Source organism: Plasticicumulans lactativorans (genome assembly GCF_004341245.1).
GTDB classification, from domain to species: domain Bacteria; phylum Pseudomonadota; class Gammaproteobacteria; order Competibacterales; family Competibacteraceae; genus Plasticicumulans_A; species Plasticicumulans_A lactativorans.
This window is the reverse complement of sequence record NZ_SLWY01000008.1, coordinates 1-15,262: the sequence shown is the minus strand read 5'-3', so window position 1 is coordinate 15,262 and position 15,262 is coordinate 1. Positions and strand designations below refer to the sequence as shown.

Below are 15,262 nucleotides of genomic sequence, written 5' to 3'. Positions count from 1 at the left end.
GCACGGCGTCAGGCCGCGCCGGGCGGCACATAGACGGCGTGTTCGGTGACGATCGCGGTGAGCGGCACGTCCCAGGGCTGGCGCGGCAGTCGCTCGACCCGCTGGAAGTCGTGCGCCAGGCCGATCAGGTGCGGCGTGGCCGGCGGCTCTGCATCGAGGAGGAAGGCGAAGCTGCGGTCGTAGAAGCCGCCGCCCATGCCGAGGCGCCCGCCGGCGACATCGAAGCCCACCAGCGGGGCGAACACCAGGTCGAGCGCCGTGGCCGGCAGGCGCGCCTCGGCGTCGACCACCGGTTCGTCGATGCCGAAGCGGTTGGGGGCGAGCGGGGTGTCGGGCGCGTAGGGGGCGAAGTCGAGGCCGCCGTCGTCGCGCAGCAGCGGCAGGTAGAGGCGCTTGCCGAGGCGCCAGGCGTGGGCGACGAGGGGGGAGGGGTCGACCTCGCCGTCGAAGGCGAGGTAGGCGGCGACGTGCGTCGCCGCCGCGAAGGTCGCCAGTTGCACCACGCGTTCGGTGATGGCCGCGGCGACCGCCGCCTGTTCGGTGCAGGCCAGCGTGCGTCGCCGTCCGCGCAGCTCGCGCCGCAGTTCATCGGGGGACATGGACGGAACCCGGGCGGACGGGGTCCGCGAGCAACAAAGAGGACATCCTCCGCGTGTGCCGTAAAGGCCTTCCCTTGAACCGCAGGGTTCAAGTGGGGGACAGGTGCGACGCGTCAGGCTTCCCGCTCGGAGGCGGACTTGCACACCGGCGCCGACTAGCCAGACCCCCGGGTAGCAGCAATTAGGATCAAGGGGTGTACCCGGCCCATCACACGAACACCGCAGAGGATGCCCATATCGAAACTATAACGGTGCTTCGCTGATTTTGCTAAGGCTCGCCTCGACCTGGTGCAGCAGGCGTTCGAGCCCGATGGTCGCGAGCTCGGTGGTGGCCTCGCTGTCGCGGCGCAGCCGCAGCAGCTCGTAGCAGAGGTTGAGCCCGGCCATCACCGCCACGCGCTCGGGGCCGGTGACGCGCCCGCCGTCGCGGATCTCGTGCAGGCGTTCGTCATAGTACGCCGCCGCGGCGTGCAGTTCGTCGATCTCGTCCGGCGGGCAGGCCACGCGGTACTCGCTGCCGAGCAGCCGCACGGTGATCAGGGTGGACGCTTCGCTCACGGATGGCCCTCCACGGCGCGCAGGCGCGCGACCATCAGGTCGAGGCGGGTGCGCACTTCCAGGTACTGGGCGCGCAGGTCTTCGAGTTCGGCGTCGTAGCGGTTGCGCTGGCTTTCGAGCTCGGCGACGGCCGCGGCGCGCTGGCCCTGCAGCTCGGACTCGAACACCGCCCGGCGGCACTGCAGCTCTTCCTCGAAGCGGCTGCGCAGTTCGGCGGCTTCGGTCGCGAAGCCATCGCGCAGGGTGTCGACCTCGCCGCGGTGGCGGGCCTGGGCGCTGGCGAGTTCGGCCTGCAGCTCGTCGACCCGGCTGCGGAGCTGGCGATTGTCGCTGGCGAGCCGCTCGCCGCGGCGGGCCAGCTCGGCCATGCGGCTTTCGAGGGTGCTCAGCAACGCTTGCACGGCAGAGGCGTGGGGGGCGGAGGACATGCGCCGGACTATAGGGGGCGCTTTGCGACGGGGTCAATCTTCCGGCCCCGGCGACACGGGTGCTAGGATCGATCACCGCCTGCGTCGCGGCGCCCGTCGGCAGTACCCCCCATGACTGAGCAATTCCGGTTTCCGCCCTATGCCGAGGTCGATGCGGCCCTCGGTCGCAACGGCAGCCTGAACCGGGCCGCCGAGGTGCACGGCATGCTCTGCGGCCTGCTGTCGGCCGACCCGGCGCTGTCGGCGAACGCCTGCCTCGCGCGCCTCGCCGACGAGATCGCCGATCCGCCGGGGGCCGTCGACGCCGAGCTGAGCCACCTGCTGCGGCAACTGCACGCGGCGACCCGCGCGCAACTGGAGGACGCCGGTTTCGCGCTCGAACTGCACCTGCCCGACGACGAGCAGTCGCTCGCCACGCGCACCGAGGCGCTGGGGCAGTGGTGCCAGGGCTACGGGTACGGGCTCGGCCGCGGTGCCGGCGCGGTGGTCAGCGGCCTGCCGGAGGAGGCGCGCGAATACCTCGAGGACCTGCGCGAGATCGCGCGCGCCGACTTCGACGCCGACACCGCCGAGGAGGCCGACGAGGTCGCCTTCACCGAGGTGGTCGAGTACGTGCGTGCCGGTGCGCTGCTGGTGTTCGCCGCGCTGCGCGTCGCGCAGCCCCAGGGGCCGTCGAACGCGTTGCACTGAGGTCCGCGCATGGAGTCCGTCCGCACCATCCCCGACGTCGAGTACGCCGCGCGCCGTGCGCGTCTGTTCGAGCACCTGGGCGCGGGGGCGATCGCGCTGCTGCCGGCGGCGCCGGAGCGCACCCGCAACAGCGACGTCACCTACCCCTACCGCCAGGACAGCGACTTCCGCTACCTCACCGGTTTCCCCGAGCCGGAGGCGGTGGCGGTGTTCGCCCCCGGGCGCGAACACCCCTACACGCTGTTCTGCCGCCCGCGTGACCCGGCGCTCGAAACCTGGGCCGGCCGCCGCGCCGGGCCGCAGGGCGCGGTCGATCGCCACGGCGCCGACCAGGCGTTCGCCATCGACGAGATCGACGAGCGCCTGCCGGCACTGCTCGAACGCTGCGAGCGCGTCCACTACCCCGTCGGGCTCGACGCCGAGTTCGACCGCCGCGTCGCCGGCTGGGTCGCCGCGCTGCGCGGCCGGCTGCGCAGCGGCGTCAACGTGCCGCGGACCTTCGTCGATCTCGCGCCGCTGCTGCACGCGATGCGCCGGGTGAAGAGCCCCGCCGAATGCGCACTGATGCGCGAGGCCGCGCGCATCTCGGCGCAGGCGCACGTGCGCGCGATGCGCGCCTGCCACCCCGGCCTCCACGAATACGCGCTCGAAGCCGAGCTGCTGCACGCCTTCGGCCGCGAGGGCGCGACCTGGGCCTACCCGCCGATCGTCGGCGGCGGCGCCAACGCCTGCATCCTGCACTACGTGGAGAACCGCGCGCCGCTGGTCGACGGCGAGCTGCTGCTGGTCGACGCCGGCTGCGAACTCGACCACTACGCCGCCGACATCACCCGCACCTTCCCGGTCGGCGGGCGCTTCTCGCCGGCGCAGCGCGCCGTCTACGAGGTGGTGCTCGCCGCGCAGGCCGCCGCCTGCGCCGAGATCCGCCCGGGCGCCACCTGGAACGCCTTCCACGACGCCGCGGTGCGCGCCCTCACCGCCGGCCTGGTCGAGCTCGGCCTGCTCAGCGGCGAGGTCGACGCGCTGATCGAGCAGGAGGCCTACCGGCGCTTCTACATGCACCGCACCGGGCACTGGCTGGGGATGGACGTGCACGACCCGTGCGAGTACCGCGCCGGCGACGACTGGTGCACGCTCGAACCCGGCATGGTGCTGACGGTCGAGCCGGGGCTGTACATCACCCCGTCGCCGGAGGTGCCCGAGCCCTTCTGGGACATCGGCGTGCGCATCGAGGACGACGTGCTGGTGACCGCCGACGGCCACGAGGTGCTGACGGCGGCCGCGCCGAAGACGGTCGCCGAGATCGAGGCGCTGATGGCGGTGCGCGCATGAGCCCGGCGGACGCCTACGACGTCCTGGTGATCGGCGGCGGCATGGCCGGCGCAGCCTTCGCCTGCGCGCTCGACGGCAGCGGCCTGCGCATCGGGCTGGTCGAGGCGAGCCGCCCCGATGCGCAGCAGCACCCGTCGTACGACGAACGCACGCTCGCGCTCGCCTGGGGCTCGCGGCGCATCTTCGACGGCCTCGGGCTGTGGCCGGCGCTCGCCGCCGAGGCCGAGCCGATCCTGCGCATCCACATCTCCGACCGCGGCCACTGCGGCGTGGCGCGGCTCGACGCCCGCGACGAGGGCGTGCCGGCGCTCGGCTACGTGATCCCGGCGCGCGCGCTCGGCGGCGTGCTCAACGCCCGCCTGGCCGGGCGCGGCGACCTCGACTGGCTGTGCCCGGCGGTCTTCGAGCGCCTGGAGACCGGCCCCGAGCGGGTGCGCTGCCACGTCACCGTCGACGGCGTGCCGCGCACGCTGCACGCGCGCCTGGTGGTGGCCGCCGACGGCGCGCGTTCGCGGGTGCGCGAGCAGCTCGGCATCCCGGCGCTCGCCTGGGACTACGGGCAGACCGCGATCATCGCCAACGTCAGCCCCGAGCGCCCGCACGCCGGGGTGGCCTACGAGCGCTTCGGCGAGGACGGCCCGCTCGCGCTGCTGCCGCTCGGCGGCGGGCGCTGCGCGCTGGTGCTGACGGTGGCGCAGGGCGACGCCGAGCGCGTGCTGGCGCTGCCCGACGCGGCCTTCCTCGCGCTGGTGCAGACGCGCTTCGGCGATCGCCTGGGGCGGCTGCTGCGCGTGGGGCGCCGCGCCGCGCACCCCCTCGGCCTGGTCAAGGCGCGCGAGCACGCGCGGGCGCGGGTGGCGCTGGTCGGCAACGCCGCGCACACGCTGCACCCGATCGCCGGGCAGGGCTTCAACCTCGGCCTGCGCGACGTCGCGGTGCTCGCCGAGCTCGTCGCCGGCGCGGTGCGGCGCGGCGCCGACCCGGGCGCACCCGAGCTGCTCGCGGCCTACGCCGACGGGCGGCGCTGGGACCAGCGCAACACCATCGCCTTCACCGATGCGCTGACACGCGTGTTCGGCAACCCCCTGGCGCCGGTGCGCCTCGGCCGCAACCTCGGCCTGATCGCCTTCGACCTGTGCGCGCCGGCCAAGCACCGGCTGGCACGGCAGCTGATGGGGCTGTCCGGGCGCCTGCCGCGGCTCGCGCTCGGCCTGCCGCTCGCCGGCTGAACGGGGCGGGGGCGGCGACGTGAGGTCTTCCCCGGTGCCCGCGACGACGGCCACCGACATCCCGGCAGCGGCGCCGGCCGCCCGCCACGCCCCGCGCCCGCGGCACGCGACGGCGCGGACGCGCCACGAGGAGCAGTGCATGACAGGCCATCGGCCCACCCCCGCGACGGACGCCGCCGAGCGTGCGGCGTCGTCCCGCCCCGCCGAGTACGACGTGGTGATCGTCGGCGGCGGCATGGTCGGCGCCGCGCTCGCCTGCGCGCTCGGTGACGGCGCGCTGCGGGTGGCGCTGATCGAGCCAGACTGGGTCGCGCCGCTCGCGCCCGGCGCGGCGGTCGAAGCGCGCGTGTCGGCGCTCACCTGTGCCTCGCAGCGCATCTTCGAGAACCTCGGCGCCTGGGCGGCGATGCACACACTGCACGGCGCCGACGGCCGCGCCGAGACGCGCGTGTGCGCCTACACCGGCATGGAGGTGTGGGACGCCAGCGGCCCCGGGCGGATCCGCTTCGACGCCGCCGCGGTCGGCGAACCCGCGCTCGGCTGGATCGTCGAGAACCGCGTGGTGCAGGCGGCGCTGCTGGCGCGCCTGGGCGCCTTCGACAACGTCGACACGCTCGCCGGCGCGCGCGTCGAGCGCTGCGAGCTGCACGCCGATGCGGTCGCGCTCGCGCTCGCCGACGGCCGCGAGCTGCGCGCGCGGCTGCTGGTCGGGGCCGACGGCGCCGCCTCGCGGGTGCGGCAGTGGGCGCGCCTCGACACCGCCGGCTGGGGCTATGACCAGCGCGCCGTGGTGTGCGCGGTGCGCACCGCGCAGCCGCACGGGCACACCGCGTGGCAGCGCTTCCTGCCGGGCGGGCCGCTCGCCTTCCTGCCGCTGTTCGACGGGCGCTGCTCGATCGTCTGGTCGACCACGCCGGCCGCCGCCGAGCACCTGCTCGGGCTCGACGCCGCGCAGTTCGCCGACGAACTCGGCAGCGCCTTCGGCCGGCGCCTCGGCGCGATCGAGGAGGTCGGCGCGCGCGCGGCGTTTCCGCTGCGCCTGCAGCACACGCCGCACTACGTGGGCGCGCGGGTGGCGCTGATCGGCGACGCCGCGCACGTGGTGCACCCGCTCGCCGGGCAGGGCGCCAACCTCGGCCTGCTCGACGCCGCCGCGCTCGCCGAGGTGCTGCTGGCCGCCGCCGCGGCCGGGCACGACCCCGGCGCGTTCGCGGTGCTGCGCCGCTACGAGCGCTGGCGCAAGGGCGACAACCTGCTGATGCTCGCCGCGATGGACGGCCTCAAGCGCCTGTTCGGCAGTCCGCTGGCGCCGCTGCGGCTGGTGCGCAACGTCGGCCTCGGCCTGGTCGACGCCTGCACGCCGGCGAAGACCGCGCTGGCGCGCCGGGCGATGGGGCTCGCCGGCGATCTGCCGCGACTCGCACGCACGGCCTGAGTTAGCATGGCGCCACCCTGCCACCGGGCCGCGCCCGGCCCGACCCGACCGACTGCCACCGTGACGCCGGAAATCACCGCTCGCGCCGGGCACGCCGCCCGCTGGCTCCTCGTTGTGTGCGGCTGCGTGCTCGCCTGCGTGCGCGCACAGGCCGAGATCGTCCTCTCCCCCGCGGCCGGGCAGGAGCTGGGACTGACCATCTACCACGCCGACCTCGGCCTGGTGCGCGACCTGCGCCGGGTGTCGCTGCCGACCGGCACGAGCCGCCTCGCGATCACCGGCATCAGCAGCCAGATCCAGCCGGAGACCGCGCTGCTGACCAGCGACAAGCCGCTCGAGGTGCTGGCGCAGTACTACCGCTTCGACGCGCTGTCGGCCGATGTGCTGCTCGAACGCTACATCGGCCGCGAGATCGGCGTGGCGCGGATCAACCCGGCGAGCGGCGAGGAAACCCACCTGCGCGCGAAGCTCCTGTCGGTGCGCGACGGTGCCGCGGTGTTCCGCATCGGCGACAGCATCGAGACCGACGGCGCGCTGTCGCCGTGGCGCTTCATCCTCGACCCCGACCCCGACCTGCGCGAGCAGCCGACGCTGGTCGCCGAGGTCAACACCGCCGTCGGCGGCGAGCAGGGCCTCGAACTCGGCTACCTGTCGCGCGGCTTGTCGTGGGAGGCCGACTACGTGGTGCGGCTCGGCCCGGGCGGCGTCGGCACCGAACTGCTCGCCTGGGCGAGCATCCACAATGCCACCGGCACCACCTTCCCGGCGGCGCGCGTGCAGCTCGTGGCCGGCGAGATCAACCGCATCGGCGGGCTCAACGAGGTCGAGCTGCGCACCCAGGAGATGCCGGCGGCGCTGCCGGCCGCCGAGGATCGCCTGTTCGAGTACCAGCTCTACTCGCTCGAACGCCCGGTGACGCTGCCGGCGCGCCAGTCGGTGCACGTGCCGCTGTTCGCCGCGCTGAAGGCGCCGGTGCAGAAGCTCTACCGCGTCACCGCGCCGCTCGCGCTGTTCGGCACCACCCCCGGGGTGCAGGACCTCAAGGTGCAGACCGCGCTGCGCTTCGCCCATACCGGCGAGGTGCTCGGCCGGCCGCTGCCGTCGGGCGTGATGCGGGTGTACCAGCAGGAGGCCGGCGGTGCCGGGCAGTTCCTCGGCGAGGCGCGCATCAACCCGGTGCCGGCGGGCGAGGAGACCGTGATCGACGTCGGCACCAGCCTCGACATCGGCGCGCGCCGTCGCCAGCTCGACTACAAGCGCCTGCCGCGCGACGAGCAGGAGGCCGCCTGGACCATCGAGTTCCACAACACCAAGCCCGAGGCGGTGGCGATCGAGGTCACCCAGCCCTTTACCGGCGCCTGGCGCATCGTCGAGGAAAACCTCACGCACCGCCGCGACAGCGCCGACCTCGCACGCTGGGACGTGAACGTGCCGGCCGGCGGCCGCACGCTGCTCGCCTACCGCGTGCGCACGCGCTGAGGGCAGCGCCGCGATGCCGCAACGGCTGTGCCGCTACGACGAGATCCCCGAGCCGGGCTGCCGCGGCGTCGCCCTCGCCCCCGGGCGCGCCTATGCCGACCTCGTGCTGGTGCGCTGGGAGCAGCGGCTCTACGCCTACCGCAACGCCTGCCCGCACACCGGCGCGCCGATGGAGGATGGCCCCGACGGCTTCATGGACTACACCGGCTACTACCTGCAGTGCTGCATCCACGGCGCGCTGTTCCGCATCGACGACGGCCTCTGCATCCAGGGGCCGTGCCTGCACTGCCACCTGAGCCCGGTGGCCGTGGCGGTGGAGGACGGCTGGGTCGTCACCACCGTCGAGGCCGTGGACGCCCCTTCGCCGCAGGAGCCCGCCCGATGAGCCTCCCGACCGCCGCCGCCGGCCACGAGACGCGCATCAAGGTGCGCGGCTACCACCTCGACGTCTACGGCCACGTCAACAACGCGCGCCACCTCGAATTCCTCGAGGAGGGGCGCTGGGCGTGGTTCGAGGCGAACAACGACCTGGCGCGCTTCCAGGAGCGCGGCTGGGGCTTCGCGGTGGTGAACATCAACATCGACTACCGGCGCCCGGCGTTCATGGGCGAGGTGCTGGTGGTGCGCTCCACCCTCGCCAAGCTCGGCCGGCGCAGCGCGGTGATCCACCAGCGCGTCACCCTCGCCGACACCGACACCGTGGTGGTCGAGGCCGACGTGACCTTCGTCGTCACCGACCGCGCCGACGGCCGCGCCGTCGCCATCGAAGGCGAGCTGCGCGCGCTGTTCGCCGGCCTCGTCGCCACGCCCGCGGCCGATGGCTGAGCCGCCGCGTCCGCCGCTGCACCTGGTGCCGGTGCTCGCCGGCGGCGGCACGCGGCTGCCGGCGCACGTCGGCGTGCTCGCCGCGCTCGCCGAGCTCGGCGTGTGCTACCGGCGCATCGTCGGGGTGTCGGGCGGCAGCATCGTCGCCTCGCTGCACGCCGCCGGCTGGTCGCCCGAGCGCCTGCGCGCGCTCGCCGACAGCATCGATTTCACGCGCTTTCGCGGCTTCTCGCTGCGCCAGCTGCTGTTCCACGGCGGCCTGTGCTCGGGCGACGCCTTCGAGCGCTGGCTCGACGGCCTGCTCGAAGGCCGCCGCTTCCGCGACCTTCCGCTCGATCTCGCCGTGGTGGCGACCGACGTGCGCCGCAGCGAGCCGGTGGTGTTCGAGCGCGCGAGCACGCCCGACTACCCGGTGGCGCGCGCGGTGCGCCACTCGATGGGCATCCCGCTGCTGTTCGCGTTCCAGCCCTACCGCGAGCACCTGCTGGTCGACGGCAGCATCCTGTCGGAGGATGCGCTGCACCGCGACTGGGCCGGCGACGGCACGCCGATCTGCTGCTTCCGCCTGCGCGGCGAGGCCGACCTCGGGCCGCAGCACGAGCAGCGCTGGTTCCCGCTGCCCGGCTACATGAGCATGCTGATCCGCACCTTCATGACCACGCTGTCGCGCGAGTTCATCGACGCCCGCCACTGGCCGCGCACGCTGGTGATCGACGCCGGCCCGCATTCGCCGGTCGACTTCCGCCTCGACCTCGCCGCCAAGGAAGACCTCTACCTGCGTGGCTACCGCACCACGCTGAACATCCTGCCGTTCAAGTTCCCGGTACTGGCACGCGACGATGACACCTGAGTCGAACTCCGTCCCCGTGGTGCTCGCGCGGCGGCGCCTGTGGCAGGCGTTCGCCTGGTGCGGCGTGGTCGTGCTGGTGGTGCTGACGCTGATGCCCGATCCGCCCGAGCCGCCGTCGTTCCTGGCCTGGGACAAGGCCCAGCACGGGCTCGCCTACGCCGGCCTGGCCTGGTGGTTCCGCCAGGCCTTCACGCGCCGCTGGGTGTGGCCGCTGTTCCTGGTCGCGCTCGGCGTGGCGCTCGAATTCCTCCAGGGCTGGAGCGGCTGGCGTACCTTCGATACCGCCGACATGCTCGCCAACGCCTGCGGCGTGCTCGCCGGCCTCGTGCTCGCCAGCGGCCCCGGCGGGCGCTTCCTGCCCTGGCTCGACCGCCACCTCGCCCCCGCCTGAAGCACGCCACCGCGCCAGCCGCTACGCTTGCGGTCCACCACGCCGGGGAGGCCACCGATGAAGATGATGATGCTCTGCGAAGAGATCGAGGGCGGGCAGCGGCTCGTCGCCCACGTCTGGGACGTGCCCTTCCCCACCCAGCCGGAGGAACTCGCCGCGGTGCGGGCGCAGGTCGACGTGCTCGAACCGGAACCCGCGGATTACCCGGCGGCGCTGCGCGCGCTCGCCGCGGAACTCGAGAACAAGCTCGAACGCCTGGGCTATCACCTCTGAGCGCCGTCCGGCGCGACGCCGACGCCAAGAAAGCGGCCCCGGTGCAACCGGGGCCGAGGGCGGCCGGGTGGCCGGTCGCCGCGGGGAAGGGGGGACTCAGGCGCCGAGCAGGCGGTTGACCTCCCTGGCGGCTTCCATCATCACCATGTGGCCGGCGTCGGGCAGCACGTGCACCGCGGCGCTGGTGAGAGCGGTGGCGTGCGCCACCGGGATGATGCGGTCGAGCTCGCCCCAGATCACCGTCGCCGACACCCCGGGCGGCAGGTCCAGCTGCATGCGCTGGGCGTCGCCGTCGAGCAGCGCCGCGGCGATCGCGGCGAGCGCCTCGGGCACGCCGTCGAGGCGCTTGAACTTCAGCAGGTCGTCGACCAGCGCGCGCGTCACCTGCGCCTCGTCGGCGAACAGCCGCGCGGCGAGCCTGCCGAGTTCCTTGCGGCTGTTGGTGGCGGCGAAGCCGCGCACGTAGTCGGCGTCGATCTCGGCGCCGAGGCCCGCCGGGGCGATCAGGTGCAGGCGTCTGACCCGCTGCGGTGCGGCCTGCGCCGCGGCGAGCGCGGTGGCGCCGCCGAACGAGTGCCCGACCAGGTGCGCCGCGTCGAGGCCGAGCGCGTCCATGAAGCCGAGCACCACCTGCGCCATCCCGGCCGGGCCGGCGTCGGCCGGCAGCGCCTTGTCGGAATCGCCGTGGCCGGGCAGGTCGAGCGCGTACACGGTGTGGCGTTCGGCGAGGGTGTCGACGTTGAACAGCCAGTTGTTCTTGTCGCCGCCGTAGCCGTGGATCAGCACCAGCGCCGGACCGGCGTCGCCCTGCACCGTGTAGGCGATGCGCCGGCCGTCGATCTCGGCGTACTGCACGCGGCTGCCGGCGTCGGCCCCGCTGCCTTCGCCCGGCACGAAGCCGGCGGCGAAGGCCTCGATGAAGGCGTCGATCTCGGCGTCGCTCACCTCGGCCGGCGCCACCACGCCGAGCAGCGCGCCCACCGGCAGCACCTCGTCCTCCTGCGCCAGCACCCGGCGCAGCGTCCCCTCGACGCTGGATTCGAGCGCGCCGGCGATCTTGTCGCTCTCGATCTCGACGATCTCCTGCCCCTGGCGGAGGGTGTCGCCGACGTGCACCAGCCAGCCGTTGACCTTGCCCTCCTGCATCGACAGGCCCCACTTGGGCATCGTGATTTTCTGGATCAGCTCGCTCATCGCTTGAACTCCATGACGGAGGTGACCGCCTGCGCGATGCGCGCGGCGTCGGGGACGTAGAGGTCTTCCAGCGCATCGCTGAACGGCACCGGCACGTGCGGCGGCGTGACCTGCTCGATCGGGGCCTTCAGCGCCGCGAAGGCCTTCTGCGCGACCAGCGCGGCGATGTCGGTGGCGACGTTGCAGCGCGGGCTGGATTCGTCGACCACCACCAGCCGCCCGGTACGGTTCACCGATTCGAGGATTGTTTCCTCGTCGAGCGGGCTGATCGTGCGCAGGTCGATCACGTCGCAGTCGATGCCGCGCTTGGCGAGCGTCTGCGCGGCGTCGCGGGCGAAGTGGACCATGCGGCCCAGCGTGACGATGGTGACGTCGTCGCCCTCGTGCACCACGTCGGCCTCGCCGAAGGGGATCGCGTAGGCGCCTTCGGGCACCTCGCCCTCCAGCGTGTAGAGCACCTTGTGCTCGAAGAAGATCACCGGGTCGTTGTCGCGGATCGCCTGGATCATCAGGCCCTTGGCGTCGTAGGGGGTGGACGGCACCACCACCTTGAGCCCCGGGATGTGGGCGAACATCGAGTACAGGCACTGCGAGTGCTGCGCGGCGGCGCGGAAGCCCGCGCCGTACATGGTGCGGATCACCACCGGGGTCACCGCCTTGCCGCCGAACATGTAGCGGAACTTGGCCGCCTGGTTGAAGATCTGGTCGAAGCACACGCCCATGAAGTCGACGAACATCAGCTCGGCGACCGGGCGCATGCCGCAGGCGGCCGCGCCGACCGCCGCGCCGATGAAGGCGCTCTCCGAGATCGGCGTGTCCATGATCCGGTCACCGAAGCGGCCGTAGAGGCCCTTGGTGACGCCGAGCACGCCGCCCCAGGCGTCCTTCTCGCCCTCGGCGCCGGCGCCGCCGACGTTGTCCTCGCCCATTGCGATCACGCTGCTGTCGCGGGCCATTTCCTGTGCAAGCGCTTCGTTGATCGCCTGCTTGTAAGTGATCTTGCGTGCCATGACGGTATCTCCTCGCGCGGGGCTCAGGCGTACTCGACGTAGACGTCGGTGAGCAGGTCGGCTGCGGTGGGTTTCGGTGCCGCCTTGGCGGCGACCACGGCCGCGTCGATCTGCGCGGCCACGTCGCGGTCGATGGCTTCCAGCTCGGCCAGGTCGAGCAGCCCGGCGGAGCTGACGCGGCGGGTGAACAGCATCAGGCAGTCGCGCGTCTCGCGGATGCGCTTGACCTCGTCGGTCGCGCGGTAGGTCTGCTGGTCGCCCTCGAAGTGGCCGTAGTAGCGGTTGAGCTTCACTTCGAGCAGGGTCGGGCCGCCGCCGGCCCGCGCGCGGGCGATGGCCTCGCCGGCCGCCTCGTGCACCGCGAAGAAGTCGTGGCCGTCGACGATCACCCCCGGCATGCCGAAGCCGCCGGCGCGGTCGGCGATGTTGTCGCAGGCCACCGAGTACTTGCTCGACGTCGCCTCGGCGTAGCCGTTGTTCTCGGCGACGAAGAGCGCCGGCAGCCGCCACACCGTCGCCAGGTTCATCGCCTCCAGGATCATCCCCTGGTTCGACGCCCCGTCACCGAAGAAGCACACGCCGACGCCGTCGGTGCCCTTCATCTTCGCCGCCAGCGCCGCGCCGCAGATCAGCGGGCCGCCGCCGCCGACGATGCCGTTGGCGCCCATCATCCCGACGTCGAGGTCGGCGACGTGCATCGAGCCGCCCTTGCCGCCGCAGATGCCGGTCTTCTTGCCGTAGATCTCGGCCATCATCGGCGCCACCTCCATGCCCTTGGCGATGCAGTGGCCGTGGCCGCGGTGGGTGCTGGCGATGCGGTCGTCGGGGCGCAGGTGCAGGCACACCCCGGTCGCCGACGCTTCCTCGCCGGCGTACAGGTGCACGAAGCCGGGGATCTCGCCGGTGGCGAACTCCACGTGCAGCCGCTCCTCGAATTCGCGGATCGTGCGCATCGTGCGGTAGGCCCGCAGCAGATCGTCCCGCGTCAGTGTCGCGCTCATCGGATTTCTCCTCTGTTCTGGTGGTGTGGGTAACCCGCCGGGGCAGCACCCCGAGGGTCACATCCGGCCTTACATCACGGTCCGTGCCATAACAAAAAATTCTTTTAAAAACATCATGTTGATGAGTTTTTCTGAAGGCTGATGCGGGCCGCTGCGACGCCCGGGCGAGACACCTGACTCGACCGCGACAGCGCGCGAGACAGCGCGGGCGGCGCAAGGGGGCGGGGTGTGGTCGGGGTGTCGGTCGTCGCCGGCGATCGGGGGAGGGCGGTCGCCGACGGTGCGCCCGCCAGGGAGCGGATGCGTGGCCGGCAGCGCAGCGGCCCGGGCGGAAATCGGCGGGGTCGTGCGCGGGGCGCCGGGCACGCCGATCGGGCGTGGTGCGGGAGAGGGGGCAAAAAGAAAGGCCGAGCCCGCCGCGCGGCGGACCCGGCCTCAACGGCCCCTCACTGCCCGGTCAGGCGGCGCCCGGCCGCACGATGATCTTGACGTTGCGGTCCTTGTGGGCGACCAGTTCCTCGAAGCCGCGGCCGACGATGTCGGCGAGTTCGATGCGGCCGGTGATCAGCGGCGTGACGTCGAAGCGGCCGTCGGCGATGAAGGCGATGACGTCGGCGAATTCGCCGGCGTAGGCGAGCGAGCCGATCACCTGCTTCTCGGTGGCGACGATGTCGAAGAAGTTGAAGCGGCTCGGCTCCTCGAAGATGCCCACCAGCACCGCCTTGCCGGCCTTGCGGATCACGTCGACGGCGAGCTTCGCGGTGTCGCGGTGGCCGATGCACTCGAAGGACACGTGCGCGCCGTAGCCGTCGGTGAGCCGCTTCACCTCGGCGACGGCGTCGCACTGGCTGGGGTCGAGCACCAGCGTCGCGCCGACCTCCTGCGCCTTCGCCTTGCGTGCCGCCGACATCTCCAGCGCGATCACCCGCCCGGCGCCGGCGGCGCGCGCGGCCATGATCGTGCACAGGCCGATGGTGCCGGCGCCGACCACCACCACGGTCTGGCCGACGATGCTGCCGGCCTGCTTGACCGCGTGCATGCCGACGGCGAGCGGCTCGATCAGCGCGCCGGCCTCGGTCGGGAAGTGGTCGGGCAGCCGGTAGAGCAGCTCCGCCGGTACGTTGACCCGTTCGGCGAAGGCGCCGTTGTTCATCAGCCCGGTGAAGGCGAGGTTCTCGCACAGGTTGTAGTGGCCGCCGGTGCAGTACGCGCAGCGGCCGCAGTGCTGGCAGGCGTCGGCGGCGACGCGGTCGCCGGGCGCCCAGCCGCTGACGCCCTCGCCGAGCGCGGCGATCTCGCCGCAGAACTCGTGGCCGAGGATGCACTGGCCCTTGAGGCCGGTCAGCGGGTGCGGGCGGTCGACCGGGATGAACACCGGCCCGGCGACGAACTCGTGCAGGTCGGAGCCGCAGATGCCGCACCAGTGCACGCGGATCTGCACCCAGCCGGCCGGCGGCGGGCCGGGCAGCGGGACCTGCTCGACGCGGATGTCGTGGCGGCCGTGCCAGACCGCGGCCTGCATCGTGGTGGCGTCGTCGACTCGGGCATTCATCGTGGGTGTCCTCCTCATGGCTCTTGGGCGGCGCGTGCGGTGCGGCGGCACCGCAGCGGCATGGCGCCGTACGCACGGCACCATGCCGGGCGCCGGTTCACGCCGCGTGCCATCACGGGAAGGTTCATCAAAACAGTGGCTTGTGCCGTTGCCGCCGGGCCGGTGTCGCAGCGCGCGGGCGAGACAACTGCCGCGGCCGGCCGGTGGCCGAGACATTGCTGCGGTGCAGCTTGCGCGGGCGCGCGCAATCGGCGTCAAGTGCGCCCGCACCCCACCACCGCTAGAGGATGAGAGCCGCAATGACCGTGTCCACGTCCGCTGCCGCCCCGTTGATCATCGCCGGTCGCGAGTACCGCTCGCGCCTGCTGGTCGGCACCGGCAAGTACCGCGACCTCGACGAGACCCGCCGCGCCACC

Annotated in this window: 17 protein-coding genes, 1 other RNA gene and 1 pseudogene; 11 read left to right on the top strand and 8 right to left on the bottom strand. The window is 73.1% G+C overall.

Translation table 11 applies throughout. From position 1 onward, the window contains the following. Window positions 1-8 precede the first annotated feature (8 nt). From EV699_RS07895 to EV699_RS19915, 4 genes are all read right to left on the bottom strand, one after another. Entirely contained in the window at window positions 9-599 is a 591-nt protein-coding gene (locus tag EV699_RS07895; protein WP_132541166.1) for a 5-formyltetrahydrofolate cyclo-ligase, read from the bottom strand. 42 nt (window positions 600-641) lie between these two features. Beyond that, window positions 642-830, bottom strand: a non-coding RNA gene (gene ssrS / locus EV699_RS07890) — 6S RNA. Window positions 831-842: 12 nt separating this feature from the next. After that, entirely contained in the window at window positions 843-1,157 is a 315-nt protein-coding gene (locus tag EV699_RS19920) for a cell division protein ZapA (protein ID WP_165904078.1), read from the bottom strand. After that, on the bottom strand, window positions 1,154-1,525 hold the full coding sequence (locus EV699_RS19915) for a hypothetical protein (protein ID WP_165904077.1): 372 nt from the start codon (window positions 1,523-1,525) through the stop codon (window positions 1,154-1,156). The genes EV699_RS19920 and EV699_RS19915 overlap by 4 nt, the downstream gene beginning before the upstream one ends. Window positions 1,526-1,696: 171 nt before the next feature. Here EV699_RS19915 and EV699_RS07880 point away from each other — a divergent pair, with 171 nt between their 5' ends. The 10 genes from EV699_RS07880 to EV699_RS07835 all read left to right on the top strand — a co-directional run bounded on the left by EV699_RS07880 (window position 1,697) and on the right by EV699_RS07835 (window position 10,089). Further along, the gene (locus tag EV699_RS07880) at window positions 1,697-2,275 is read left to right on the top strand and encodes a UPF0149 family protein (protein ID WP_132541160.1); all 579 of its coding nucleotides are present in this window, start codon (window positions 1,697-1,699) and stop codon (window positions 2,273-2,275) included. 9 nt (window positions 2,276-2,284) lie between these two features. Further along, the gene (gene pepP / locus EV699_RS07875) at window positions 2,285-3,607 is read left to right on the top strand and encodes a Xaa-Pro aminopeptidase (protein ID WP_132541157.1); all 1,323 of its coding nucleotides are present in this window, start codon (window positions 2,285-2,287) and stop codon (window positions 3,605-3,607) included. After that, window positions 3,604-4,836, top strand: coding sequence for a 2-octaprenyl-6-methoxyphenyl hydroxylase (gene ubiH, locus EV699_RS07870; RefSeq protein WP_132541154.1), 1,233 nt, complete (start codon window positions 3,604-3,606; stop codon window positions 4,834-4,836). Before pepP ends, ubiH begins: the two co-directional genes overlap by 4 nt. A gap of 139 nt (window positions 4,837-4,975) precedes the next feature. Continuing rightward, window positions 4,976-6,271, top strand: a complete 1,296-nt coding sequence (locus EV699_RS07865) for a UbiH/UbiF/VisC/COQ6 family ubiquinone biosynthesis hydroxylase (RefSeq protein ID WP_132541151.1) — start codon at window positions 4,976-4,978, stop codon at window positions 6,269-6,271. Window positions 6,272-6,331: 60 nt separating this feature from the next. Further along, window positions 6,332-7,750 (top strand): DUF4139 domain-containing protein, encoded by a 1,419-nt coding sequence (locus EV699_RS07860; protein WP_132541148.1) that lies wholly within the window; start codon window positions 6,332-6,334, stop codon window positions 7,748-7,750. Between the two features lie 13 nt (window positions 7,751-7,763). Continuing rightward, window positions 7,764-8,135 (top strand): Rieske (2Fe-2S) protein, encoded by a 372-nt coding sequence (locus tag EV699_RS07855; RefSeq protein ID WP_132541145.1) that lies wholly within the window; start codon window positions 7,764-7,766, stop codon window positions 8,133-8,135. Next, window positions 8,132-8,575 carry an acyl-CoA thioesterase gene (locus tag EV699_RS07850; protein WP_132541142.1) on the top strand — a complete coding sequence of 148 codons (444 nt, stop codon included), beginning with the start codon at window positions 8,132-8,134 and terminating at the stop codon, window positions 8,573-8,575. The genes EV699_RS07855 and EV699_RS07850 overlap by 4 nt, the downstream gene beginning before the upstream one ends. Further along, the gene (locus EV699_RS07845) at window positions 8,568-9,425 is read left to right on the top strand and encodes a patatin-like phospholipase family protein (RefSeq protein WP_132541139.1); all 858 of its coding nucleotides are present in this window, start codon (window positions 8,568-8,570) and stop codon (window positions 9,423-9,425) included. The genes EV699_RS07850 and EV699_RS07845 overlap by 8 nt, the downstream gene beginning before the upstream one ends. Beyond that, window positions 9,415-9,816 carry a VanZ family protein gene (locus tag EV699_RS07840; RefSeq protein WP_132541136.1) on the top strand — a complete coding sequence of 134 codons (402 nt, stop codon included), beginning with the start codon at window positions 9,415-9,417 and terminating at the stop codon, window positions 9,814-9,816. The genes EV699_RS07845 and EV699_RS07840 overlap by 11 nt, the downstream gene beginning before the upstream one ends. Window positions 9,817-9,873: 57 nt before the next feature. Next, on the top strand, window positions 9,874-10,089 hold the full coding sequence (locus EV699_RS07835) for a hypothetical protein (protein WP_132541133.1): 216 nt from the start codon (window positions 9,874-9,876) through the stop codon (window positions 10,087-10,089). A gap of 96 nt (window positions 10,090-10,185) precedes the next feature. On the opposite strand, the gene EV699_RS07830 is transcribed toward EV699_RS07835, so the two are convergent. The 4 genes from EV699_RS07830 to EV699_RS07815 all read right to left on the bottom strand — a co-directional run bounded on the left by EV699_RS07830 (window position 10,186) and on the right by EV699_RS07815 (window position 14,816). Continuing rightward, on the bottom strand, window positions 10,186-11,283 hold the full coding sequence (locus tag EV699_RS07830; protein ID WP_132541130.1) for an acetoin dehydrogenase dihydrolipoyllysine-residue acetyltransferase subunit: 1,098 nt from the start codon (window positions 11,281-11,283) through the stop codon (window positions 10,186-10,188). Then, entirely contained in the window at window positions 11,280-12,293 is a 1,014-nt protein-coding gene (locus tag EV699_RS07825) for an alpha-ketoacid dehydrogenase subunit beta (RefSeq protein ID WP_132541127.1), read from the bottom strand. The genes EV699_RS07830 and EV699_RS07825 overlap by 4 nt, the downstream gene beginning before the upstream one ends. A gap of 23 nt (window positions 12,294-12,316) precedes the next feature. Beyond that, window positions 12,317-13,294, bottom strand: a complete 978-nt coding sequence (locus EV699_RS07820; protein ID WP_132541124.1) for a thiamine pyrophosphate-dependent dehydrogenase E1 component subunit alpha — start codon at window positions 13,292-13,294, stop codon at window positions 12,317-12,319. 457 nt (window positions 13,295-13,751) lie between these two features. Beyond that, entirely contained in the window at window positions 13,752-14,816 is a 1,065-nt protein-coding gene (locus EV699_RS07815) for a 2,3-butanediol dehydrogenase (protein WP_132541647.1), read from the bottom strand. 329 nt (window positions 14,817-15,145) lie between these two features. Here EV699_RS07815 and EV699_RS20205 point away from each other — a divergent pair. Beyond that, a pseudogene (locus tag EV699_RS20205) lies at window positions 15,146-15,262 on the top strand (thiazole synthase); the annotation flags it as partial.